The sequence below is a fragment of the Sinorhizobium sp. 6-70 genome (assembly GCF_030124375.1).
Taxonomy (GTDB): Bacteria; Pseudomonadota; Alphaproteobacteria; order Rhizobiales; family Rhizobiaceae; genus Sinorhizobium.
In genome coordinates this window covers 1-21,093 of sequence record NZ_JASKLS010000008.1, presented here as the reverse complement: position 1 = coordinate 21,093, position 21,093 = coordinate 1, and the positions used below count along the sequence as shown (strand labels likewise).

General features: G+C 60.4%; 32 protein-coding genes and 1 pseudogene. 23 read left to right on the top strand and 10 right to left on the bottom strand.

The window, feature by feature from the left end:
• The first annotated feature begins 17 nt into the window (after positions 1 to 17).
• The 19 genes from rplP to rplQ all read left to right on the top strand — a co-directional run bounded on the left by rplP (position 18) and on the right by rplQ (position 10,375).
• Complete coding sequence (gene rplP, locus QN222_RS16595; protein ID WP_011975175.1) at positions 18 to 431, top strand: 50S ribosomal protein L16; 414 nt, start codon at positions 18 to 20, stop codon at positions 429 to 431.
• 12 nt (positions 432 to 443) lie between these two features.
• Positions 444 to 644: a 50S ribosomal protein L29 gene (gene rpmC, locus QN222_RS16590; protein WP_173512613.1), complete on the top strand. Its 201-nt coding sequence runs from the start codon at positions 444 to 446 to the stop codon at positions 642 to 644.
• Between the two features lie 12 nt (positions 645 to 656).
• Complete coding sequence (rpsQ, locus tag QN222_RS16585; protein WP_283963203.1) at positions 657 to 893, top strand: 30S ribosomal protein S17; 237 nt, start codon at positions 657 to 659, stop codon at positions 891 to 893.
• 178 nt (positions 894 to 1,071) lie between these two features.
• Positions 1,072 to 1,440: a 50S ribosomal protein L14 gene (gene rplN / locus QN222_RS16580; protein ID WP_012707761.1), complete on the top strand. Its 369-nt coding sequence runs from the start codon at positions 1,072 to 1,074 to the stop codon at positions 1,438 to 1,440.
• Positions 1,441 to 1,454: 14 nt separating this feature from the next.
• The gene (gene rplX / locus QN222_RS16575; RefSeq protein ID WP_136504356.1) at positions 1,455 to 1,766 is read left to right on the top strand and encodes a 50S ribosomal protein L24; all 312 of its coding nucleotides are present in this window, start codon (positions 1,455 to 1,457) and stop codon (positions 1,764 to 1,766) included.
• Positions 1,759 to 2,316, top strand: a complete 558-nt coding sequence (rplE, locus tag QN222_RS16570) for a 50S ribosomal protein L5 (protein ID WP_136504357.1) — start codon at positions 1,759 to 1,761, stop codon at positions 2,314 to 2,316. The genes rplX and rplE overlap by 8 nt, the downstream gene beginning before the upstream one ends.
• 34 nt (positions 2,317 to 2,350) lie before the next feature.
• Positions 2,351 to 2,656 (top strand): 30S ribosomal protein S14, encoded by a 306-nt coding sequence (rpsN, locus tag QN222_RS16565; protein ID WP_153442056.1) that lies wholly within the window; start codon positions 2,351 to 2,353, stop codon positions 2,654 to 2,656.
• A 12-nt stretch (positions 2,657 to 2,668) separates the two neighbouring features.
• Complete coding sequence (gene rpsH / locus QN222_RS16560; RefSeq protein ID WP_136504358.1) at positions 2,669 to 3,067, top strand: 30S ribosomal protein S8; 399 nt, start codon at positions 2,669 to 2,671, stop codon at positions 3,065 to 3,067.
• Positions 3,068 to 3,107: 40 nt separating this feature from the next.
• Positions 3,108 to 3,641 (top strand): 50S ribosomal protein L6, encoded by a 534-nt coding sequence (gene rplF / locus QN222_RS16555; protein ID WP_136504359.1) that lies wholly within the window; start codon positions 3,108 to 3,110, stop codon positions 3,639 to 3,641.
• A 12-nt stretch (positions 3,642 to 3,653) separates the two neighbouring features.
• Positions 3,654 to 4,016, top strand: coding sequence for a 50S ribosomal protein L18 (gene rplR, locus QN222_RS16550; protein WP_136504360.1), 363 nt, complete (start codon positions 3,654 to 3,656; stop codon positions 4,014 to 4,016).
• A 133-nt stretch (positions 4,017 to 4,149) separates the two neighbouring features.
• The gene (gene rpsE, locus QN222_RS16545) at positions 4,150 to 4,719 is read left to right on the top strand and encodes a 30S ribosomal protein S5 (RefSeq protein ID WP_280659414.1); all 570 of its coding nucleotides are present in this window, start codon (positions 4,150 to 4,152) and stop codon (positions 4,717 to 4,719) included.
• Between the two features lie 12 nt (positions 4,720 to 4,731).
• Positions 4,732 to 4,935, top strand: a complete 204-nt coding sequence (rpmD, locus tag QN222_RS16540) for a 50S ribosomal protein L30 (RefSeq protein ID WP_026617379.1) — start codon at positions 4,732 to 4,734, stop codon at positions 4,933 to 4,935.
• A 13-nt stretch (positions 4,936 to 4,948) separates the two neighbouring features.
• Entirely contained in the window at positions 4,949 to 5,419 is a 471-nt protein-coding gene (rplO, locus tag QN222_RS16535; protein ID WP_283963202.1) for a 50S ribosomal protein L15, read from the top strand.
• A gap of 234 nt (positions 5,420 to 5,653) precedes the next feature.
• On the top strand, positions 5,654 to 6,994 hold the full coding sequence (gene secY / locus QN222_RS16530) for a preprotein translocase subunit SecY (RefSeq protein WP_180940846.1): 1,341 nt from the start codon (positions 5,654 to 5,656) through the stop codon (positions 6,992 to 6,994).
• Positions 6,991 to 7,569, top strand: coding sequence for an adenylate kinase (locus QN222_RS16525; RefSeq protein WP_283963201.1), 579 nt, complete (start codon positions 6,991 to 6,993; stop codon positions 7,567 to 7,569). The genes secY and QN222_RS16525 overlap by 4 nt, the downstream gene beginning before the upstream one ends.
• 233 nt (positions 7,570 to 7,802) lie before the next feature.
• A complete protein-coding gene (gene rpsM / locus QN222_RS16520) occupies positions 7,803 to 8,171 on the top strand; it encodes a 30S ribosomal protein S13 (protein ID WP_136504365.1) in 369 nt (122 codons plus the stop codon).
• Between the two features lie 228 nt (positions 8,172 to 8,399).
• Positions 8,400 to 8,789 carry a 30S ribosomal protein S11 gene (gene rpsK, locus QN222_RS16515; protein ID WP_003536496.1) on the top strand — a complete coding sequence of 130 codons (390 nt, stop codon included), beginning with the start codon at positions 8,400 to 8,402 and terminating at the stop codon, positions 8,787 to 8,789.
• 103 nt (positions 8,790 to 8,892) lie between these two features.
• Entirely contained in the window at positions 8,893 to 9,903 is a 1,011-nt protein-coding gene (locus QN222_RS16510; RefSeq protein ID WP_180940848.1) for a DNA-directed RNA polymerase subunit alpha, read from the top strand.
• Between the two features lie 46 nt (positions 9,904 to 9,949).
• Entirely contained in the window at positions 9,950 to 10,375 is a 426-nt protein-coding gene (rplQ, locus tag QN222_RS16505; RefSeq protein ID WP_136504367.1) for a 50S ribosomal protein L17, read from the top strand.
• A gap of 44 nt (positions 10,376 to 10,419) precedes the next feature.
• On the opposite strand, the gene msrQ is transcribed toward rplQ, so the two are convergent.
• Both msrQ and msrP read right to left on the bottom strand, forming a co-directional pair.
• Positions 10,420 to 11,076, bottom strand: coding sequence for a protein-methionine-sulfoxide reductase heme-binding subunit MsrQ (gene msrQ, locus QN222_RS16500; RefSeq protein ID WP_283963200.1), 657 nt, complete (start codon positions 11,074 to 11,076; stop codon positions 10,420 to 10,422).
• 2 nt (positions 11,077 to 11,078) lie between these two features.
• Positions 11,079 to 12,020, bottom strand: a complete 942-nt coding sequence (gene msrP, locus QN222_RS16495) for a protein-methionine-sulfoxide reductase catalytic subunit MsrP (protein WP_283963199.1) — start codon at positions 12,018 to 12,020, stop codon at positions 11,079 to 11,081.
• A gap of 184 nt (positions 12,021 to 12,204) precedes the next feature.
• Between msrP and QN222_RS16490 the strand changes: the two genes are divergently transcribed.
• From QN222_RS16490 to sugE, 3 genes are all read left to right on the top strand, one after another.
• Positions 12,205 to 13,602 carry a DegQ family serine endoprotease gene (locus tag QN222_RS16490; protein WP_283963198.1) on the top strand — a complete coding sequence of 466 codons (1,398 nt, stop codon included), beginning with the start codon at positions 12,205 to 12,207 and terminating at the stop codon, positions 13,600 to 13,602.
• Complete coding sequence (locus tag QN222_RS16485; protein ID WP_283963197.1) at positions 13,599 to 14,909, top strand: replication-associated recombination protein A; 1,311 nt, start codon at positions 13,599 to 13,601, stop codon at positions 14,907 to 14,909. Before QN222_RS16490 ends, QN222_RS16485 begins: the two co-directional genes overlap by 4 nt.
• Before the next feature lie 160 nt (positions 14,910 to 15,069).
• The gene (sugE, locus tag QN222_RS16480) at positions 15,070 to 15,384 is read left to right on the top strand and encodes a quaternary ammonium compound efflux SMR transporter SugE (protein ID WP_283963196.1); all 315 of its coding nucleotides are present in this window, start codon (positions 15,070 to 15,072) and stop codon (positions 15,382 to 15,384) included.
• 48 nt (positions 15,385 to 15,432) lie between these two features.
• Here the strand turns inward: sugE and QN222_RS16475 are convergent, their stop codons facing one another.
• From QN222_RS16475 to crcB, 4 genes are all read right to left on the bottom strand, one after another.
• Entirely contained in the window at positions 15,433 to 16,218 is a 786-nt protein-coding gene (locus QN222_RS16475) for an ATP12 family chaperone protein (RefSeq protein WP_283963195.1), read from the bottom strand.
• Positions 16,211 to 16,876, bottom strand: coding sequence for an HAD-IA family hydrolase (locus tag QN222_RS16470; RefSeq protein WP_283963194.1), 666 nt, complete (start codon positions 16,874 to 16,876; stop codon positions 16,211 to 16,213). Before QN222_RS16470 ends, QN222_RS16475 begins: the two co-directional genes overlap by 8 nt.
• Entirely contained in the window at positions 16,876 to 17,868 is a 993-nt protein-coding gene (locus QN222_RS16465) for an RluA family pseudouridine synthase (protein ID WP_284005502.1), read from the bottom strand. The genes QN222_RS16470 and QN222_RS16465 overlap by 1 nt, the downstream gene beginning before the upstream one ends.
• An 80-nt stretch (positions 17,869 to 17,948) precedes the next feature.
• Positions 17,949 to 18,326 (bottom strand): fluoride efflux transporter CrcB, encoded by a 378-nt coding sequence (gene crcB, locus QN222_RS16460; protein WP_283963192.1) that lies wholly within the window; start codon positions 18,324 to 18,326, stop codon positions 17,949 to 17,951.
• 140 nt (positions 18,327 to 18,466) lie between these two features.
• Between crcB and QN222_RS16455 the strand changes: the two genes are divergently transcribed.
• Positions 18,467 to 18,778 carry a DUF1883 domain-containing protein gene (locus tag QN222_RS16455; RefSeq protein WP_283963191.1) on the top strand — a complete coding sequence of 104 codons (312 nt, stop codon included), beginning with the start codon at positions 18,467 to 18,469 and terminating at the stop codon, positions 18,776 to 18,778.
• A gap of 19 nt (positions 18,779 to 18,797) precedes the next feature.
• Here the strand turns inward: QN222_RS16455 and fghA are convergent, their stop codons facing one another.
• The 4 genes and pseudogenes from fghA to QN222_RS16435 form a co-directional block, all read right to left on the bottom strand.
• The gene (gene fghA, locus QN222_RS16450) at positions 18,798 to 19,631 is read right to left on the bottom strand and encodes an S-formylglutathione hydrolase (protein ID WP_283963190.1); all 834 of its coding nucleotides are present in this window, start codon (positions 19,629 to 19,631) and stop codon (positions 18,798 to 18,800) included.
• A gap of 27 nt (positions 19,632 to 19,658) precedes the next feature.
• On the bottom strand, positions 19,659 to 20,306 hold the full coding sequence (locus QN222_RS16445) for a DUF1345 domain-containing protein (RefSeq protein WP_283963189.1): 648 nt from the start codon (positions 20,304 to 20,306) through the stop codon (positions 19,659 to 19,661).
• Between the two features lie 28 nt (positions 20,307 to 20,334).
• Positions 20,335 to 20,775 carry a YaiI/YqxD family protein gene (locus QN222_RS16440; protein ID WP_283963188.1) on the bottom strand — a complete coding sequence of 147 codons (441 nt, stop codon included), beginning with the start codon at positions 20,773 to 20,775 and terminating at the stop codon, positions 20,335 to 20,337.
• Between the two features lie 77 nt (positions 20,776 to 20,852).
• Positions 20,853 to 21,093: pseudogene (locus QN222_RS16435) on the bottom strand (S-(hydroxymethyl)glutathione dehydrogenase); the annotation flags it as partial.

Below are 21,093 nucleotides of genomic sequence, written 5' to 3'. Positions count from 1 at the left end.
ATCGGAGAAGTAAAAAAATGTTGCAGCCAAAGCGTACGAAGTATCGCAAGCAGTTCAAGGGCCGCATCAAGGGCGTCGCCAAGGGCGGTTCTGATCTCGCCTTCGGCGAATTCGGCCTGAAGGCTCAGGAGCCGAACCGTGTCAACGCCCGTGAGATCGAAGCGGCTCGCCGCGCGATCACCCGCCACATGAAGCGCGCCGGCCGCGTTTGGATCCGTGTGTTCCCGGACGTTCCGGTCACCGCCAAGCCGACCGAAGTCCGCATGGGTAAGGGTAAGGGTTCGGTCGAATACTGGGCATGCAAGGTCAAGCCCGGCCGTATGATGTTCGAGATCGATGGTGTCAGCGAAGAACTCGCCCGTGAGGCACTTCGTCTTGGCGCTGCCAAGCTCTCTGTCAAGACGCGCTTCGTGCAGCGTATCGCAGAGTAAGGAGTGAAGCTCATGAAAGCCGCAGATGTTCGCGCTCTGAGCGCCGACCAACTCAACGAAGAGCTTGCCAAGCTGAAGAAGGAGCAGTTCAACCTGCGCTTCCAGAAGGCAACCGGCCAGCTCGAGAAGTCTTCGCGTGTCAACGAAGTCCGCAAGGACATCGCACGCATTAAAACAATTGCCCGCCAGAAGGCGGCAGAAGCCAAGGCCTAAGGACCAGAAAATATGCCGAAACGCATTCTGCAGGGCACCGTCGTCAGCGACAAGAACGACAAGACCGTCGTCGTCAGGGTCGAGCGCCGCTTTGCGCACCCGATCCTCCAGAAGACCGTTCGCCGTTCGAAGAAATACAAGGCTCACGACGAGAACAACCAGTACAAGGTCGGTGACGTCGTTTCCATCGAGGAATGCGCGCCGATCTCCAAGGATAAGCGCTGGACGGTGGTTTCCGTCCAGGCTTGATTTCTGCAGGTTTTGTCCGCGAGACCCTTGCGTCTCGGGCAAATATCTGTATGAAGCACGCAATTAAAGCTGAGGAACGCTCGAGTCCGGGCGTTCTTTTGCTTTGAGATGAGCACAATAAGCCGGGCGAGGGGGTTTCGACCCAACCGGCCTGGTAACAACAAGAAGGCGACCTGACATGATTCAGATGCAAACAAACCTCGACGTGGCGGATAATTCCGGCGCACGTCGTGTCATGTGCATCAAGGTGCTGGGCGGCTCCAAGCGCAAGTATGCGTCGATCGGCGACATCATTGTCGTTTCGATCAAGGAAGCCATTCCGCGCGGCCGCGTGAAGAAGGGTGACGTCATGAAGGCTGTTGTCGTTCGCACTGCGAAGGACATCCGCCGTCCGGATGGCAGCGTCATCCGCTTCGACACCAACGCAGCCGTTCTTATCGATAACAAGAAAGAGCCGATCGGCACCCGTATCTTCGGACCGGTTCCGCGCGAACTCCGCGCCAAGAACCACATGAAGATCATCTCGCTGGCTCCGGAAGTACTCTAAGGGAGCGTTGAGAGATGCAAAAGATTCGCAAAGGCGACAAGGTTGTCGTTCTCACCGGTAAGGACAAGGGCCGTACCGGCGAAGTAATCCAGGTCATGCCGAAGGAAGACCGGGCTGTCGTGCGTGGCGTCAACATGGTGAAGCGTCACCAGCGCCAGACCCAGAGCCAGGAAGCGGGCATCATCAACAAGGAAGCCCCGATCCATCTTTCGAACATCGCGGTCGCCGATCCGAAGGACGGCAAGCCGACCCGCGTCGGCTTCAAGATCGAAGGTGACAAGAAGGTCCGCGTGGCCAAGCGTTCGGGAGTAGTGATCGATGGCTAAGACCGCTTATGAGCCGCGGCTCAAGAAGGAATATGTAGAGCGCATCCGCAAGGCGATGCAGGAGAAGTTCTCCTACGCCAACGAAATGCAGATCCCGCGCCTCGACAAGATCGTCATCAACATGGGTGTTGGCGAAGCAACTGGCGACTCCAAGAAGCCGACCGTTGCTGCTGCCGACCTCGCTGCGATTGCTGGCCAGAAGCCGGTGATCACCCGCGCTCGCAACTCCATCGCCGGCTTCAAGGTCCGCGAAGGCATGCCGATTGGCGCCAAGGTTACCCTGCGCGGCGTTCGGATGTACGAGTTCCTGGATCGTCTCGTGAACATCGCTCTTCCGCGCGTTCGCGACTTCCGTGGCCTCAATCCGAAGTCCTTCGATGGTCGTGGCAACTTCGCCATGGGCATCAAGGAGCACATTGTGTTCCCTGAGATCAACTACGACAAGGTTGATCAGATGTGGGGCATGGACATCATCGTTTGCACGACGGCAACTAACGACGACGAAGCTCGCGCTCTGCTCACAGAGTTCAACTTCCCGTTCCGTCAGTAATCCGTAACGACAAGCGTAAAGAAGGATAACTGTTATGGCGAAAACGAGCGCAGTTGAAAAGAACAAGCGCCGCCGCAAACTGGTTGCCGGGCAAGCGTCCAAGCGCGCTGCATTGAAGGCGATCATCATGAACCAGTCTCTGCCGATCGAAGAGCGGTTCAAGGCAACCCTCAAGCTGGCTGAACTGCCGCGTGATGGCTCCAAGACCCGCATCCGCAACCGCTGCGAAGTGACCGGCCGTCCGCGTGCCTACTATCGCAAACTTCGTATGTCGCGTATTGCGCTTCGCGAACTGGGCAACCTCGGCAAGGTGCCGGGCGTCGTCAAGTCGAGCTGGTAAGGAGACGGGCACATGGCAATGACTGATCCCTTGGGCGATATGCTCACCCGTATCCGCAACGGCGCTGCGCGCCGCAAGTCCAGCGTTTCGACGCCGGCTTCCAAGCTCCGCGCACGCGTTCTGGATGTTCTTCAGGCCGAAGGCTACATCCGCGGATATTCCGAAGTCGAATTCGGCAACGGCAAGTCCGAGCTGAACATCGAACTGAAATACTACGAAGGCTCGTCCGTGATCCGCGAGATCGCACGCGTCTCCAAGCCGGGCCGCCGGGTCTATGTCTCGGTCAAGTCCATTCCGCAGGTCGCGAACGGCCTCGGCATCACCATCCTTTCGACCCCGAAGGGCGTGATGGCCGATCATCAGGCACGCGAACAGAATGTTGGTGGCGAGGTTCTTTGCTCGGTCTTCTAAGGCCGGGCAGGATCTCCATAGCGAACAGACAGGTATAAAAATGTCTCGTATCGGTAAGAAACCCGTTCAAGTTCCGGCAGGCGTCACGGCTAGCGTTGATGGCCAGAAGGTAACGGCGAAGGGTCCGAAGGGCGAACTGTTCTTCGTCGCAAACGACGAAGTCTCGGTGAAGCTCGAAAACAATGCGGTTGTCGTTCAGCCGCTCAATGAGAGCAAGGATGCTCGTTCGAAGTGGGGCATGTCCCGCACGATGATCGAGAACATCTTCAAGGGCGTGAAGGATGGCTACGAGCGCAAGCTCGAGATCAACGGCGTCGGTTACCGCGCATCGATGCAGGGCAAGAACCTGCAGCTGGCGCTCGGCTTCAGCCACGACGTGGTCTACCAGACTCCGGAAGGCATCACGATCGCTGTGCCGAAGCCGACGGAAATCGTCGTCACCGGCATCAACAAGCAGCAGGTCGGCCAGGTTGCCGCGGAAATCCGCGAATACCGCGGCCCCGAGCCCTACAAGGGCAAGGGCGTCAAGTATGCCGAAGAGCGGATTGTCCGCAAAGAAGGCAAGAAGAAGTAAGGATCACGCGAAATGGCTAGCAGGAAAGATACTCTTGTGCGTCGCGCCAGCCGCGTGCGCCGTCAAATCAAGGCGGTCGCCAATGGCCGCCCGCGCCTGTCGGTTCATCGCTCGTCGAAGAACATCTATGCGCAGATCATCGATGATGTTGCCGGCAAGACGCTTGCTTCCGCATCGACCCTCGACACGGATCTGCGGTCTTCGCTGAAGACCGGCGCTGATACCGCGGCCGCTACGGCTGTCGGCAAGCTCCTCGCAGAGCGTGCATCCAAGGCGGGCGTCAAGGACGTTGTCTTTGACCGTGGCGCCTTCATCTACCACGGCCGCATCAAGGCGCTGGCCGAGGCAGCTCGCGAAGGCGGCCTGAACTTCTAAGGTTCACCGCCCGGGCAGCAACGCTCGGGCGGCATCCGGCTTCGTAATACCCCGGCCGCTTCGATTTCGAAGGAAGTGAAGCGGCCTTCGTCAATCTGCCGATTGCACCCGGAAAAGAAAAAGGAAAAGGACAATGGCACAAGAAAGAAGAGGCTCTCGCGAAGATCGCCAGAGCCGCGAAGAGCGCGACAGCGAATTTGTCGATAAGCTCGTCGCAATCAACCGCGTCGCCAAGGTGGTGAAGGGCGGTCGTCGTTTCGGTTTCGCAGCTCTCGTCGTCGTCGGCGACCAGAAGGGCCGCGTTGGCTTCGGTCATGGCAAGGCGCGCGAAGTGCCGGAAGCTATCCGCAAGGCAACGGAAGCCGCCAAGCGCGACCTGATCTTCGTCCCGCTGCGTGGTGGCCGCACATTGCATCACGACGTCCATGGCCGTCACGGCGCCGGCAAGGTGCTGCTGCGTTCGGCCAAGGCCGGTACCGGTATCATCGCTGGCGGTCCGATGCGCGCCGTCTTTGAAACGCTCGGTGTTCACGACGTCGTCGCCAAGTCGACCGGTTCGTCGAACCCTTACAACATGGTTCGCGCGACGTTCGACGCGCTCAAGAACCAGATGCACCCGAAGGACATCGCGGCACAGCGCGGCATGAAGTACGCCACGCTCCAGGCCCGCCGCGTTTCCGCCGGCGTTGCTTCCGAAGAATAAGGGAGCTGACTGATGGCTAAGAAAGAAGTTGCCAAGAAGACGGTTACCGTCGAGCAGATCGGTAGCCCCATTCGCCGTCCGGCCGTACAGCGTCAGACGCTCATCGGCCTGGGCCTCAACAAGATGCACCGGGTTCGCACGCTGGAAGACACTCCGGCCGTTCGCGGCATGATCCGGGCCGTCCAGCACCTCGTTCGCGTCGTCGACGAGAAGTGAGGGGGATCCAGAAATGAAACTGAATGAAATCAAGGACAACGAAGGCTCGACCAAGAACCGCAAGCGTCTTGGCCGTGGTATCGGTTCCGGCTCCGGCAAGACCGCCGGCCGCGGTGTGAAGGGTCAGAAGGCTCGTTCGGGCGTTGCCATCAACGGCTTCGAAGGCGGTCAGATGCCTATCTACCGTCGGCTGCCGAAGCGCGGCTTCAACAACATCTTCGCTTGGGAGTTCGTTGTCGTGTCGCTCGGCCGCATCCAGGCTGCCGTCGACGCCAAGAAGCTCGACGCTTCGAAGACCGTCGATGCTGCTGCGCTCAAGGCTGCCGGCGTTATCCGCCGCGAGAAGGACGGTGTTCGCGTTCTCTCTGACGGCGAACTGAAGGCCAAGGTCTCGCTCGAAGTTGCCGGCGCGTCCAAGTCGGCGATCGAGAAGATCGAAAAGGCCGGCGGTTCGATCAAGCTGCTTGCAGCAGCCGCAGAATAATGTGACTGATGAACCGCCCGGGGTGCTTCACTCCGGGCGGTTTTGCTCCCATATGTGAGCCTCACGTTCGAGGCGGCGAATCGCTCGCTGTATCGGACATAACGGAAACCACGGTGAGGCATCCGATTGCAGCGACAATCGCCTCGCGTCCGGTTTTCAAGAACGAAGACTTTCTCTTTCCGGAACTGACCGGGTTTTCCCGCTGATTCCGAAATTTGGTACGCGGAGAATCGCATGGCTTCTGCAGCGGAACAGCTTGCCTCGAACCTGAATTTTTCAACTTTCGCAAAGGCGGAGGATCTGAAAAAGCGTCTTTGGTTCACCCTTGGCGCGCTTCTGGTTTATCGCCTTGGCACCTATATCCCGCTGCCCGGCCTCAACCCGGATGCGTTCGCTCAGGCCTTCCAGGGCCAGAGCGGCGGTATCCTTGGCCTCTTCAACATGTTCTCTGGCGGCGCGGTCGAGCGCATGGCGATCTTCGCGCTCGGCATCATGCCCTACATTTCCGCTTCGATCATCGTGCAGCTCATGACTTCGGTCGTGCCGGCGCTCGAGCAGTTGAAGAAGGAAGGCGAGCAGGGCCGCAAGATCATCAACCAGTACACCCGCTATGGCACGGTGCTCCTTGGCGCGATGCAGGCCTACGGCATTTCCATTGGGCTGGAGAGCGGCAACGGCCTGGTCATCGATCCGGGCTGGTTCTTCCGCATTTCCACCGTGATCTCGTTGCTCGGCGGTACGATGTTCCTGATGTGGCTCGGCGAGCAGATCACGTCGCGCGGCATCGGCAACGGCATTTCGCTGATCATTTTCGCCGGCATCGTCGCGCATCTGCCGACGGCACTCGCCGGAACGCTCGAACTCGGCCGAACTGGGGCGCTTTCGACGCCGCTCATTCTCGCCATCATCGTCATGGTCGTGGCGGTGATTGCGCTGATCGTCTTCGTCGAGCGTGCTCAGCGCCGGCTGCTGATCCAGTACCCGAAGCGCCAGGTGGGCAACCGGATGTTCCAGGGCGATACGTCACACCTGCCGCTGAAGCTCAACACCTCTGGCGTCATTCCGGCGATCTTCGCGTCTTCGCTGCTGCTGTTGCCGGCGACGCTGGCTGGCTTCGCCAACACGGCGACACTGCCCGGCTGGGCGACGGCAATCGTCAGCGCGCTCGGTCATGGCCAGCCGCTCTACATGCTGTTCTACGGCGGCATGATCGCCTTCTTCGCCTTCTTCTACACCGCGATCGTGTTCAATCCGAAGGACACTGCGGACAATCTGAAGAAGCACGGCGGCTTTATTCCGGGCATTCGCCCGGGCGAACGGACCGCCGAATACATCGACTTCGTGCTGACGCGCATCACGGTGATCGGCGCCATCTACCTGATCTTCGTGTGCATCCTGCCTGAAATCCTAATCTCGCAGACCGGCGTGCCGTTCTACCTTGGTGGTACGTCGCTTTTGATTGTTGTCAGCGTGACCCTTGATACGGTAGCACAGATCCAGGGTCACCTCATTGCTCAGCAATATGAGGGGCTGATCAAGAAGTCGAAGCTGCGCGGAGGAAAGAGGGGACGATGAGATTGATTTTTTTGGGACCGCCGGGCGCTGGCAAGGGTACACAGGCCAAGCTTCTGACGGAGAGATACGGCATTCCGCAGCTTTCCACAGGTGACATGCTGCGGGCGGCCGTGGCTCAGGCGACCGAAGTGGGCAAGCGGGCGAAGGCCGTCATGGATGCCGGCCAGCTCGTGTCCGACGAGATCGTCAATGAAATCGTCTCTGACCGTATCGATGCGCCGGACTGCGCCAAGGGTTTTATCCTCGACGGCTATCCGCGCACCGTGCCGCAAGCCAAAGCGCTTGACCGGATGCTCGAAAGCAAGGGCTTGAAGCTCGATGCCGTCATCGAGCTGAAAGTCGACGAGGCAGCTCTTGTCCGGCGGATGGAGAATCGCGTAGCGGAAACCGTCGCCGCCGGCGGCACCGTTCGCTCCGACGACAATCCGGAAGCCTTCAAGCGTCGCTTGACGGAATATCGCGAGAAGACGGCGCCATTGTCGGAATACTATGCCGGTACCGGTCAATTGAAGACTGTGGACGGCATGGCGGACGTGGACACCGTAACCGCCGAAATCGAGAAGATTCTGGCCTAGACATTCGTCTTTGCCAAAATGGAACCGCCGGGGGAGTTGACTTTTCCGGCCGATTCCTCCAAAGACAGCGTCAACTCGCGACATGAGAAGCGATCGGCGCGGTCTTCAAAGCAATGAAGTCCGGGTACGGTCGTTTTTGACGTGTCTCGAACCTCAATTAACGTGCGGCTCTTCGAGGTCGCGTAACGAAGCACCTATTGCCGGATGGCAACTGGAACGCAAGGAGAATAGACGTGGCACGTATCGCTGGCGTCAACATCCCGACGGCAAAGCGCGTCGTCATCGCGCTGACCTACATTCACGGGATCGGCCCGAAATTCGCGCAGGAAATCATCGAAAAGGTCGGCATCCCGTCTGATCGTCGCGTACACCAGCTGACGGACGCTGAAGTTCTTCAGATCCGTGAAACGATCGACCGCGATTACCAGGTCGAGGGTGACCTGCGTCGCGAGACTGCGATGAACATCAAGCGCCTGATGGACCTCGGCTGCTACCGTGGCCTTCGCCATCGTCGCGGTCTGCCGGTGCGCGGTCAGCGCACGCACACCAACGCCCGCACCCGCAAGGGTCCGGCAAAGGCGATCGCCGGCAAGAAGAAGTAATTTCCCGAAAAGGGAAGGCGGGAGGCTGGCGTCGTGCGCCGGCCTCCTTTTGCAGTTTGGGAAGGCGCTTCGCCTGACCGTCGCATACCGGGATCGGTATCGCGAATCTCCGTCGGGCCGGCGTGCTGGCTCGGCAAGAAGTGAAGATGCAGGGCAGGGGACGAACAATCCTTTTCCCGGTGGAGCCGCTGGAATTACGGCGGTGCAGAGATCTAAGAAAGGGATCCAATGGCCAAGGAAGCCACCCGCGTTCGCCGCCGCGAGCGCAAGAACATCACGTCTGGCGTCGCACACGTCAATTCGTCGTTCAACAACACGATGATCACCATCACCGACGCGCAGGGCAATGCAATCGCCTGGTCGTCCGCCGGTGCGAAGGGTTTCAAGGGTTCGCGTAAGTCGACCCCGTTTGCCGCTCAGATTGCCGCTGAAGACTGCGCCAAGAAGGCCCAGGAACACGGCATGAAGTCGCTGGAAGTGGAAGTTTGCGGTCCGGGTTCGGGTCGTGAATCGGCACTTCGCGCGCTGCAGGCTGCGGGCTTCATGATCACCTCGATCCGCGATGTGACCCCGATCCCGCACAACGGCTGCCGCCCGCGCAAGAAGCGCCGCGTCTGATCATATGCATTCAACATCCCGGTGAGAGCGTCCAGGCGCTCTCCCGGTCTTCGGGGCTCGGTTGTCACGATTGGATGGTGGCAACGAACGGAAGGCAGAAAACATGATCCAGAAAAATTGGCAGGAATTGATCAAGCCGAACAAGGTGGAGTTCGCCTCCTCCGGCCGCACCAGGGCAACGCTGGTCGCGGAACCGCTTGAACGCGGCTTTGGTCTGACGCTCGGCAACGCGCTTCGCCGCGTGCTCTTGTCGTCGCTGCGCGGTGCTGCCGTCACCGCAGTGCAGATCGACGGCGTGCTGCACGAGTTCTCCTCTATCCCGGGCGTCCGGGAAGACGTGACGGACATCGTGCTCAACATCAAGGAAATCGCCATCAAGATGGATGGCGACGACGCAAAGCGCATGGTCGTGCGCAAGCAGGGCCCGGGCGTTGTAACGGCCGGTGACATCCAGACGGTTGGCGACATCGAAATCCTCAACCCGAACCATGTGATCTGCACGCTCGACGAGGGCGCCGAGATCCGCATGGAGTTCACCGTCAACAACGGCAAGGGCTACGTGCCGGCTGACCGCAACCGCTCGGAAGATGCCCCGATTGGCCTCATCCCGGTCGACAGCCTGTACTCGCCGGTCAAGAAGGTCTCCTACAAGGTGGAAAACACCCGTGAAGGCCAGGTTCTCGACTATGACAAGCTGACGATGTCCATCGAAACGGATGGCTCTGTCACCGGTGAAGATGCGATCGCCTTTGCGGCCCGCATCCTTCAGGACCAACTGTCGGTCTTCGTCAACTTCGACGAGCCGCAGAAGGAAGCAGAGGAAGAGGCAGTCACCGAACTCGCCTTCAACCCGGCGCTTCTCAAGAAGGTCGACGAACTGGAGCTTTCGGTCCGTTCGGCCAACTGCCTGAAGAACGACAACATCGTCTATATCGGCGACCTCATTCAGAAGACCGAAGCAGAAATGCTCCGCACGCCGAATTTTGGTCGCAAGTCGCTCAACGAAATCAAGGAAGTTCTCGCTTCCATGGGCCTGCACCTCGGCATGGAAGTGCCGTCCTGGCCGCCTGAGAACATCGAAGATCTCGCCAAGCGTTACGAAGACCAATACTAACCGTTTTAGACTGCGGGCGGATGCCTGCAAGTGAAGGAGAATAGCCATGCGCCACGGTAAAGCCGGCCGCAAGCTGAATAGAACCGCCAGCCACCGCAAGGCAATGTTTGCCAACATGGCAGCTTCGCTGATCGAACACGAGCAGATCGTGACGACCCTGCCGAAGGCGAAGGAAATCCGTCCGATCGTCGAAAAGCTTGTCACGCTCGGCAAGCGCGGCGACCTGCATGCCCGCCGTCAGGCGATCTCGCAGATCCGCGACGTTGCCGTTGTATCGAAGCTGTTCGACACGATCGCGTCGCGTTATGCCACCCGTAACGGCGGCTACCTGCGCATCATGAAGGCAGGCTTCCGCCACGGCGACAACGCCGCTCTCGCCGTCATCGAGTTCGTTGACCGCGATGTCGATGCCAAGGGCGCGAAGGACCGCGCTCGTGTTGCAGCCGAAGCTGAAGCAGCTGAAGCAGCCTGATCGGCAATCCAAGCGATCAAGAAATTAGAGCGGCCGGGTAATCGTCACCCGGCCGCTTTTTCTGTTGCGGGACGTCCTGAAACTACTTGCTGGCGCCTCCAGCGAAGGAAGCGTGTTCGGATGGTTCGCCAGGCGAGCAGCAGGGCGACGAGGCCGATGTAAAGCATTTGCTCCGGCCCCACGACCTTCACCGCCATGGCGAAATGGAGAGCACCGGCGGCCGCGATCACATAGACCAGCCGATGGAGGCTGTTCCATCGCTGCCCGAGCCGGCGGATCGACCAATTGTTCGACGTGATCGCGAGGGGAACCAGCATTACGAGCGCGGCCATGCCGATGGTTATGAACGGCCGGCGGGCGATATCGGCGATGATCGGCTGGATGCGCAGCGTCTGGTCCAGCACCATATAGGCCAGGAAGTGCATCAGCACGTAGTAGAAGGCGAGCAGGCCGAGGGCGCGGCGGTATCTCAACCAGTTTATCGCGAAGAGGTCGCGGATCGGCGTGATCGTCAGCGTCGCGACGAGGAAGCGAAGCGCCCAAAGGCCAAGAAAGTGCTCAAACTCCTTGACGGCGTTACCGGGCAGTTGTCCGGTTGCGCCAAGGTAGAAAGCCGATATTGCCGGGCAGAAGCCGAGCGCATAGAGCACCCAGACAGAAGGGCCATGGAAGCGTTTCGGCAAAGTGGGGAGGGCAGCCATCGTCAGAAGTTCGCCTTCAGATCCATACCGGCGTAGAGGCTGGCGACCTCGTCTCCATAACCGTTGAAGGGCAGCGTATCGCGTCGGTTGGCGCCGAAGAAGCCGCCTTCGCCAATGCGGGTCTCAGTCGCCTGGCTCCAGCGCGGGTGATCGACGGCCGGGTTCACATTGGCATAGAAGCCGTATTCGTTCGAAGCAGCGAGGTTCCAGGTGCAAGGCGGAGGCGTCTCGGTCAGCGAGATTCGCACGATCGATTTGATTCCCTTGAAGCCGTATTTCCAGGGCACCACCAACCGGATCGGCGCGCCGTTCTGGTTCGGAAGCGTCTTGCCGTAGAGGCCGACCGAAAGGATCGCCAGTGGGTGCCGCGCCTCGTCGAGCCTCAGGCCTTCGCGATAGGGCCATTCCAGCGGCTGGAAATAGCCGGTCTGGCCGGGCATTTCTTCGGGCCGGACGACGGTCTCGAAGGCGACATATTTGGCGCTGCCAAGCGGTTCGACCTTGTCGAGAAGGGCGGCCAGCGGAAAGCCGATCCACGGGATGACCATGGACCAGGCTTCGACACAGCGCATGCGATAGATCCGCTCTTCAAGCGGGAAGGCCAGAAGTTCCTCAAGCCCGAATTCCTTCGGTTTGCCGACCAGGCCGTCGACCTTTACCGTCCAGGGCGAAGGCTTGAAGCTTGCCGAATTGGCGGAGGGATCGCCCTTGCCTGTGCCGAATTCGTAGAAGTTGTTGTAGCTCGTCGCGTCTTCCTCGGACGTCATGGCATCATCAAGCTTATAAGGGCTCGGCGATGCCTTGAGGGCGGCCGCAGCAGCGGCCGTCGCCCCACCCAAAACCAGGCCCCCGACAGCCGTCGCCAGAAATGTTCTTCGATTGAGGAAGAGGCGTTCGGGCGTGATCTCGGACTCTGCGATATGCGGCGGGCGGTAGGCGGCCATGGAACTTCCTCGGTAAGGATCGGCGTTTATGAGCATTCAGATGAGCAAAGTTTCAATCACTGGAAAAGGTGCGGGAAACCACGTTTTCGTGTGTCGTCCGTGAGCGTTAGTCTGTTCAGCCGTTTGCCTTTTTTCTTGCGAAATCCTATCTGATCGTAGCGGCAACGAAAGGGAGAAATGATACATGATCTTTGGCCGTCGAGCGCTGGTGACACTTGTCCTTGCCGTTGCAATGTCCGTCCCTGCGGTCGCGCAGGACGCCAAGGCCGTGCCCGAATCCCGTGCCGAGATGCAGCTTTCCTTCGCGCCATTGGTCAAGCAGACGGCGAATGCCGTGGTAAACGTCTATGCCGAGCGGGTCGTCGAGCGGCGATCGATTTTTTCCGGAGATCCGTTCTTCGAGGAGTTCTTCGGCCAGCGGATGCCGAACAGAAGCGAAAAGCAATCGTCGCTCGGATCCGGCGTGATCGTTGGTCGAAACGGGCTCGTCGTTACCAATAACCACGTTATCGAGGGGGCAGACGACATCAAGGTCGCGCTCGCTGACGGTCGCGAGCTCCCCTGCAAGATCATGCTCAAGGACGACCGCGTTGATCTTGCCGTCCTGAAGATCCAGTCGGACGGGCCATTCGAGATCATTCCGATCGGCGATTCCGACGCTGTCGAGGTGGGTGATCTGGTGCTGGCGATGGGCAATCCCTTTGGCGTCGGCCAAACGGTGACGAGCGGCATCGTATCGGCGCTCGCCCGCAACCAGATTACCTCCGGGGATTTCGGCTTTTTCATCCAGACCGACGCCGCGATCAATCCCGGCAATTCCGGCGGTGGCCTGATCGACATGAAGGGCCAACTGATCGGCATCAATACCGCGATCTTTTCGAGAGGCGGCGGCTCCAACGGCGTTGGCTTCGCGATTCCCGCCAATCTGGTCAAGGCCTTTGTCGCCTCCGCGGAGGGCGGCGGCGGCTCGTTCGTCCGTCCGTTCATCGGCGCCACCTTTGAACCGGTCACGTCTGAGGTGGCGGAGGCGCTCGGTCTGGATCGGGCGCGTGGCGCGCTGGTGACGGCCGTCGCTGCCGACGGCCCGGCCGCGGCCGCCGGTATCAAGCCGGGGCAGGTTGTTACCGCGGTCAATGGCATTGCCGTCGAGCATCCGGACGCGCTCGGCTATCGTCTGACGACCGTTGGGGTTGGTCATGAAGCGCGTGTGACGATTTCCGAAAACGGAAAGACGCATGACGTCGTCCTCAAGCTCGAGCAGGCACCGGAGACTTCGCCGCGCGACGAGCGTCTGATCGAGGGGCGCAATCCGTTTGCCGGTGCTGTCGTGGCAAATCTCTCCCCGCGGCTGGCCGAAGAGTTGCGTATGCCGACATCGTTACGAGGTGTCGTCGTGACCGAGATCAACCGAGGCTCGCCCGCAGCCCGCATCGGCCTTGAGCCGAAGGACATTGTGCGGTCGGTCAATGGAACGGAAATCGATACGTCGAAGACGCTGGAGAGCGTCACGGCCGAGGACGCATCCCTGTGGCGAGTCGAGATCGAGCGGGACGGCCAGATCATCAGACAGTTTTTCAAATGAGCGATTTGTTTTCACCCACCGAACCACCGGAAATGGCATCGGCGAGGCCACTCGCCGACAGGCTGCGGCCGCGCACGCTTGCCGAAGTCACCGGGCAGGAGCATTTGACCGGCGAAGATGGTGCTCTTACCCGGATGATAGCGTCCGGTTCGTTGGGTTCGATGATCTTCTGGGGGCCGCCGGGGACGGGCAAGACGACCGTGGCGCGCCTGCTGTCCGGGGAGGCCGGCCTCGCCTTCGAGCAGATCTCAGCGATCTTCTCCGGCGTCGCGGACCTCAAGAAAGTGTTCGATTCTGCGCGTGCCAGACGGATGTCAGGCCGCCAGACGCTACTGTTCGTCGACGAGATCCATCGTTTCAATCGCGCCCAGCAGGATAGTTTCCTGCCGGTGATGGAAGACGGAACGGTGATCCTGGTCGGTGCGACGACCGAGAACCCGTCTTTCGAGCTCAACGCCGCACTCCTGTCACGCGCGCGTGTCCTGACCTTCAAGCCGCATGACGAGGCGAGCCTGGAGGAGCTCCTACGACGCGCCGAGGAGGCAGAGGGCAAGCCTCTACCGCTCGACGAGGATGCCCGCGCCAGTCTGCTGCGCATGGCGGACGGCGACGGGCGTGCCGCGCTGACGCTCGCCGAAGAAGTCTGGCGCGCGGCGCGCCGGGATGAAATCTTCGATGCCAATGCCCTGCAGAACATCGTCCAGCGCCGCGCGCCCGTGTACGACAAGGGGCAGGATGGGCACTACAATTTGATCTCGGCGCTTCATAAGTCCGTTCGTGGCTCCGATCCCGATGCCGCACTCTATTATCTCTGTCGCATGTTCGATGCCGGGGAGGACCCGCTTTATATCGGCAGGCGGCTGGTCCGCATGGCCGTCGAGGACATCGGTCTTGCCGATCCCCAGGCATTGGTGATCTGCAACGCCGCCAAGGATGCCTATGACTATCTCGGCTCGCCGGAAGGCGAGCTTGCGCTGGCCGAAGCCTGTGTCTACATCGCAACGGCGCCGAAGTCGAACGCGGTCTACACGGCCTACAAGTCGGCGATGCGGGCGGCGAAGGAAAACGGCTCGTTGCTGCCGCCGAAACATATTCTGAACGCTCCGACAAAGCTCATGAAGGGCGAGGGTTACGGCGAGGGATATCGTTACGATCACGATGAGCCGGACGCATTTTCGGGGCAGGATTATTTTCCGGAGAAGATGGGCCGAAAGACCTTCTACGATCCACCAGAGCGCGGCTTCGAACGCGAGCTGCGCAAGCGGCTTGAATGGTGGGCGAAACTTCGGCGCGAGCGAAACTCTTGAGGAGGGATTTGTCTCCTGCGCAAGGCAGGCTTTCCGGGAAGCGCCTTGCTACCAGCAGGCTTGCGTGGCATAGACAGCGTATTGCAGACGGCTGCACGGGATCGATCTTGTTGTCCCGAACATCCGCGGGGACGGCCTCGCTCCAGAACAGGAGTCTGAAATGGCCTGGATCACCCTTCTGCTTGCCGGCCTTCTCGAAATTGGCTGGGCGATCGGTCTCAAATATACGGATGGTTTTACGCGGTTCACACCGACGGTGCTGACGGTCGGATCGATGATTCTGAGCGTCGTGCTTCTTGGTATTGCTGTTCGTTCGCTGCCGCTCGGCACGGCCTATGCCGTATGGACCGGTATTGGCACTGTCGGCACCGTCGTGCTCGGCATTTTCCTGTTTGCCGAGCCGGCGACGTTCATTCGCCTCGGCTGCATCGGCCTGATTGTTGCCGGCATCGCCGGTCTCAAGCTTTTCGCCTAACCAAGCGTGAATTACCTGTCGTTAGGGCAGGTAAATCCTTGGTCGACGCTATTTCAAGGCGTCGAGCGCCGTTGCGGCCGCCTGCATTTCCTGCCGCCGGTTTTCCCGGCGCTGGAAGGCTTCCTCATCGGTTCCCCAATGTTCGATCTGCCAGTCCTCGTCGACATGAGCGGCACTCCAGGCTTCCTCTGCCGTTAGCCGTCCCATGGCGAAGGCGAGCGCGAGCAGCGCGGATCCGGTGAGTGTCGTCAACGTGTGCAAGCAGGTAAGTCCGAGCGGCGTCGCGAAAGCGCGCAGACCCTCGGCATAGGCCGAGATTGCTTCTCGGGGCTGCTCCTGGTGGATCACGCCTTCGATCAGAATGAAACGGGCGCCGAGCGACTGGGCGGCCCAGTCGAGGATCGGGTTCCAGAGCTCGTTCTGGCGTGCGACCAGACCCTCGGGACTGTCGGCACGATAGCAAAGGAGGTCACTGCCGGCGAAACGCAGGATATCCTCGAACACTGCGCGGTGATCGAGCGCCACGCCATCGATGGCGGTGTTGACAATGCGCGTGATCGGCATGGCCGCCGGATCGATGACCTCGGACTGTGCATCCCACTCGGCCGCCAGCAGGTCTGCAAGCTTGCGGGTCGGAACCGCAAGCGGATGTTTTGCCGGCGTGCGTACCCTACGGCCGTCAAGCAGCACGGTCTGACCGCCGTCGTCCGCAGTATCGATGCTTACTTCCTTGTAGAAGCGCTTCGCCAGCGGCTTTTGCATCTGGATTTGTGCACGCCGTACGGGATCTTCATGGCTCAACGCGCCGCTCAATTCATCGCGTATATCAGGCATGGTTGCGCTCCATCCATTCGATTATGTCTCCCGGCACGTGGGCCACGTGGTCGGCGCCGGCTTCGATCAGGGCCGGCACGCTTGCGTAACCCCAGGCAACCCCGAGTGCATGCGCGCCCGCCGCCTTCGCCATCTGCATATCGTAGATGGCGTCGCCGACGACGATCGTGTCCTTCGCGTCAACGCCCGCCTCCGCACAGCATTCCATGACCATGGCCGGGTGCGGTTTGGACGGGCAATCGTCGGCGGTCCGGGAAACGAAGAAGATCTTGTCGAAGCCATGGGTAGCCGAGATATGGGTGAGGCCCCGCCGCGATTTTCCGGTAACGGCGCCGATCAGCAATTCATCGCGCGCGGCGAGCGTCTGCAACATCTCGGCAATGCCGGGAAACAGTGCTTCCTGAAAGCCCGCTTCAGCCCGCACCGAAGCGAAGATCTCCTTGTAATGTGCCGTCATTGTGACCGCATGACCGTCGACATGTTCACGGCGCAACAGGCGGGCGATCGCGATGTCGAGCGTCAAGCCGATGATCGCCTTGGTCGCCTCGGTCGTCGGGCGGGGATGGTCGAAGGCCTCAAAAGTGCGGGCCATTACTTCATGGATCAGCCCGACGCTGTCGACCAGCGTCCCGTCGCAGTCAAATAGGGCGAGTTTCATCAGCCTTCCTCGTCGGCGGCGTTCTCGTCGAAGCCGAGCAGGTTCCAACTCTGCACCATATGAGGGGGCAGGGGGGCCGTGACTTTCAGTCGACCGCCGTTCGGATGCGGAATATCGATATGACGGGCGTGCAAATGCAGCCGATTCTGGATGCCGCCGGGGAAGGTCCAGTTGATGTCCGCCTCGAAGTATTTCGGATCGCCGATGATCGGGTGGCCGATGTGGGCGGCGTGGACGCGGAGTTGGTGCGTGCGGCCGGTGTAGGGCTCCATTTCGAGCCAGGCAAGATTCTGTCCAGCCTGCTCGACGATGCGATAGTAGGAAATCGCGTGGTCCGCGCCCTCGTCGCCGTGTTTGGCGATCCGCATGCGGTCGCCGTCCGGCGTTTGTTCCTTGACGAGCCAGGTGGAAATGCGGTCCTCGCGCTTGCGCGGCACGCCCTTGACCAGGGCCCAATAGGTCTTCTTGGTGTCGCGCTCACGAAAGGCGGCGGTCAGTTGCTGTGCAGCCCCGCGCGTACGGGCAACGACGAGGACGCCCGACGTGTCACGGTCGAGACGGTGCACCAGTCGCGGTTTTTCACCCTTCTGGTTCGTCCACGCTTCGAGCATCTTGTCGATATGGCGGCTGACGCCGGAACCGCCTTGCACCGCAAGGCCGGCGGGCTTGTTGAGCACGATCACCTTGGCGTCTTCGTGGAGCACCATGCGTGACAGCAGTTCGCCATCAGGCGAATGGCGCAGGTCCCGACCGCCGATCGGGCCCGTCTTCGTGTCCTTGGCATCGACGCCCAGAGGCGGAATGCGGATCGTCTGGCCCGGCTGCACACGCGTATCCGATTTTGCGCGGGCGCCATCGACGCGGATCTGGCCGGAACGCAGCAACTTCTGCAGCGGTCCGAATCCGAGTCCGGGAAAATGCACCTTGAACCAGCGGTCGAGGCGCATTCCCGCCTCGTCGCCGTCCACTTGCCTGTGTTCTATGCCTGCCATCTGCAAAATCCTGTTCTTCTACAGCGCCGCGCGTCTTATCAGACGCGCAAAGGACGCTGTAGCACTTTGAATTGCTGGCTTTAGACCATTGCGCGCATCAGGGCCAGTCCGGCGAAGACCGCAAGAATGGAAAGAACGACGCTTGCCAGAATGTAGGCGATACCGAGCGCCGGCTGGCCGTGCTCCAGCAGTGTTATCGCGTCCAGCGAAAAGGCGGAGAATGTGGTGTAGCCCCCAAGCACGCCCGTGATCAGGAAAACGCGCATTTCCGGAGACGCCCCCATCTTGTGCATGATCAACTCCGCCAGGAAACCGATCAGGAACGAGCCGCTGACATTGACCGACAAGGTGCCCCAGGGAAAGGCGGGGCCGAGCCGATGGAGCGCCCAGAGGCCGACGAGATAACGTAGCACGGAGCCCAGCGCGCCACCGGCGCCGACGAGCAGGATATGGAACATGAAGCCGATTTCCGTTGGGGCTGAAACGAAAATGATGATGCGAGACGAGGGCGCTTCGCGACAGGTGCAAAACCATTCGTTAAGCGGCGCTCGCTAGCATTGTGAGAAAAGTCTTATGTAAGTTTCCGGTCCGGGTGGCGATGATAAAACGAGCATTGAACTATACGCATTACGACCTCAAGGAACAAAGGGCCGGCACGACGATCGAAGTGACGCTGTCCGCCGTCGCCAACGTCCGGCTGATGACCGCCGACAACTTCACCCGATACAGGGAGACATTGAAGCATCAGTTTCTTGGCGGCGTGGCGCGAAAATCGCCGTTTCGCATGATGATCCCAGACACCGCCCATTGGCATCTCGTCATCGACATGGAAGGTCACCACGGGCTTGCTCGGTCGAGCGTCCGCTTGGTCGATACGGCTGGCCAGCCACGCTTCCAATCCATGCCGTGACTACAGCGCTGCGCGTCTTTCAGCCGAGCCGCTCGGCATGCCACTTCAGATGATCGTCCATGAAGGTCGATATGAAGTAGTAGGAATGGTCGTAACGCTCATGCATCCGGAGCGTCAGCCCGATGCCGGTTCCCTTTGCCGCCTCCTCGAACAGCCAGGGGCGCAAGCCATTCTCAAGAAATCCGTCCGCCTTGCCCTGGTCGATCAGGAACTCCGGGAAGCGTGCCCCGTCCCTGACCAACGCACAGGCATCATACTGGCGCCAGTTGGATTTGTCTGGGCCGAGGTATTTTTCGAAGGCGCCGACTGACCAGTCGGCCGTCGACGGCTCCACGATCGGCGCAAAGGCCGAGCAGCTCTTGAACCGCTCCGGGTTCTTGAGAGCAATCGTCATCGCTCCATGCCCGCCCATCGAATGGCCGAAGATGCCCTGGCGGCTCATATCCATGCGGAAATGCTGGCTGGCGAAGGCGGGTAGCTCCTCGGTGATGTACGTGTACATCTGATAATGTTCGGCCCAGGGCGTTTCCGTTGCGTCGAGATAGAAGCCGGCGCCCTTGCCCATTTGCCAATTGGTCAGTTCGTCCGGCACGTCGCTGCCACGTGGGCTTGTATCCGGGCAGACGATGATGAGGCCGAGCTCCGAGGCCATGCGGCGGTATTCTCCCTTTTCCATCACGTTCGCGTGGGTGCAGGTGAGGCCGGACAGGTACCATAGAACAGGGCGCGGCTCGCTGATCGCCTGTGGCGGCACATAGACGGCAAAGGTCATTTCGCCCTTACAGGCAGCCGAATCATGGGAGAAGACGCCCTGCATGCCGCCAAAGGCTGTGTTTTGCGAGATAACTTTCATGAGAGTCTCCTTGAAATGGATCAGGCGTCAGCCAGCCAACTGGACGGCTGCATTGACGGCCGCTGCGACCAGCACGGTGTTGAAGAAGAAGGAAACGACGGCATGCGCCAGATTGATCCGACGCATCGCCGTTGTGGTGATCGCCACATCCGATGTCTGTGCAGTCATGCCGATGACGAAGGCAAAATAGAGAAAGTCATAACCGCAGGGCATGTCCGTTTCCGGAAACATCAGTCCACGTGCTGGTTGCATCGGCTGGCGGCTTTCATCGGCCAACCAATAGACGTGCGCGTAATGCATTGCCGCCATGGTGTGGATCGTCGCCCAGCCGAGTCCCACCGAAGCAAAGGCGAGGGGCAGTTCGAAGGCAGTGCCCTGATCCTGTCGATTGAGCGCAAGGAAAAGCGATAGCAGCGAGACGGCAGCCGCAGCAAGCGTGACGAGGAAAATCACCACTTCCGGTTCGTCGGTGCTATGCGCGTGATGTTCGAGATAGGTGCCGGTCAAGCGCCTGAGCCGCACGACCGCCTTCATGAGATAAACACAGAAGAAAGTGATCGCCGCGATTTCCACGGAGAAACGTGGAGCGGCCACCAGCGAGACCGGCAGGCTTACCAAGGCGCAACAAAGCGCAGTGTAGAATGGCCAATGTCGCAGCCGTGTCGTCCGTGTCATAGAGCAGCCCCTATGGATCCTCGCGCGCTCATCTTTTGGCTTGACGGCAAAGCCGGTCAAGCGTGACCAGGAAGGCTGAGCGATCCTTTGGTGTGAAGGCTGCATTATAGCCTTTGCTTTCGCCGGTTTCCCTTAAGTGTGCGCCGAGGTCGCGCATGGCCGAGGCCATGCCGATGTTGCTCTTGTCGAAGAGCCGGCCGGTCGGTCCGGTGACGAGAGCACCAGCGGCAACGCAGCGTGCGGCGAGCGGGACGTCCGCCGTAACCACGATGTCGCCTTCTCCTGCGCGTTCGGCAATCCAATTGTCGGCCGCGTCGAAGCCTGCCGAAACGATGACGTTGTGCACCATCGGGTCTCGCGACGGGCGCAGGCCGGAATTGGCGACGAACGTCACCTCGAAGCCGTGGCGCTCCGCTACCTTCAGGATTTCCGCCTTCACAGGACAGGCGTCGGCATCGACGAAGATCATCTCGTACACATCTCCTAACAGTCAAAAAGCACCGGAATTCAATCGATTCCGGTGCTTTTTTGATCAAGGCCGGCGGCTCAGTAGATCACGACGCTCCTGATGCTTTCGCCGGAATGCATCAGCTCAAAACCCTTGTTGATGTCGTCGAGCGGCAGCGTGTGGGTGATCATCGGGTCGATTGCGATCTTGCCCTCCATGTACCAGTCGACGATCTTCGGTACGTCGGTGCGCCCGCGCGCGCCGCCGAAGGCGGTGCCCATCCAGGTGCGGCCGGTGACCAGCTGGAACGGCCGGGTGGCTATCTCCTGGCCGGCGCCG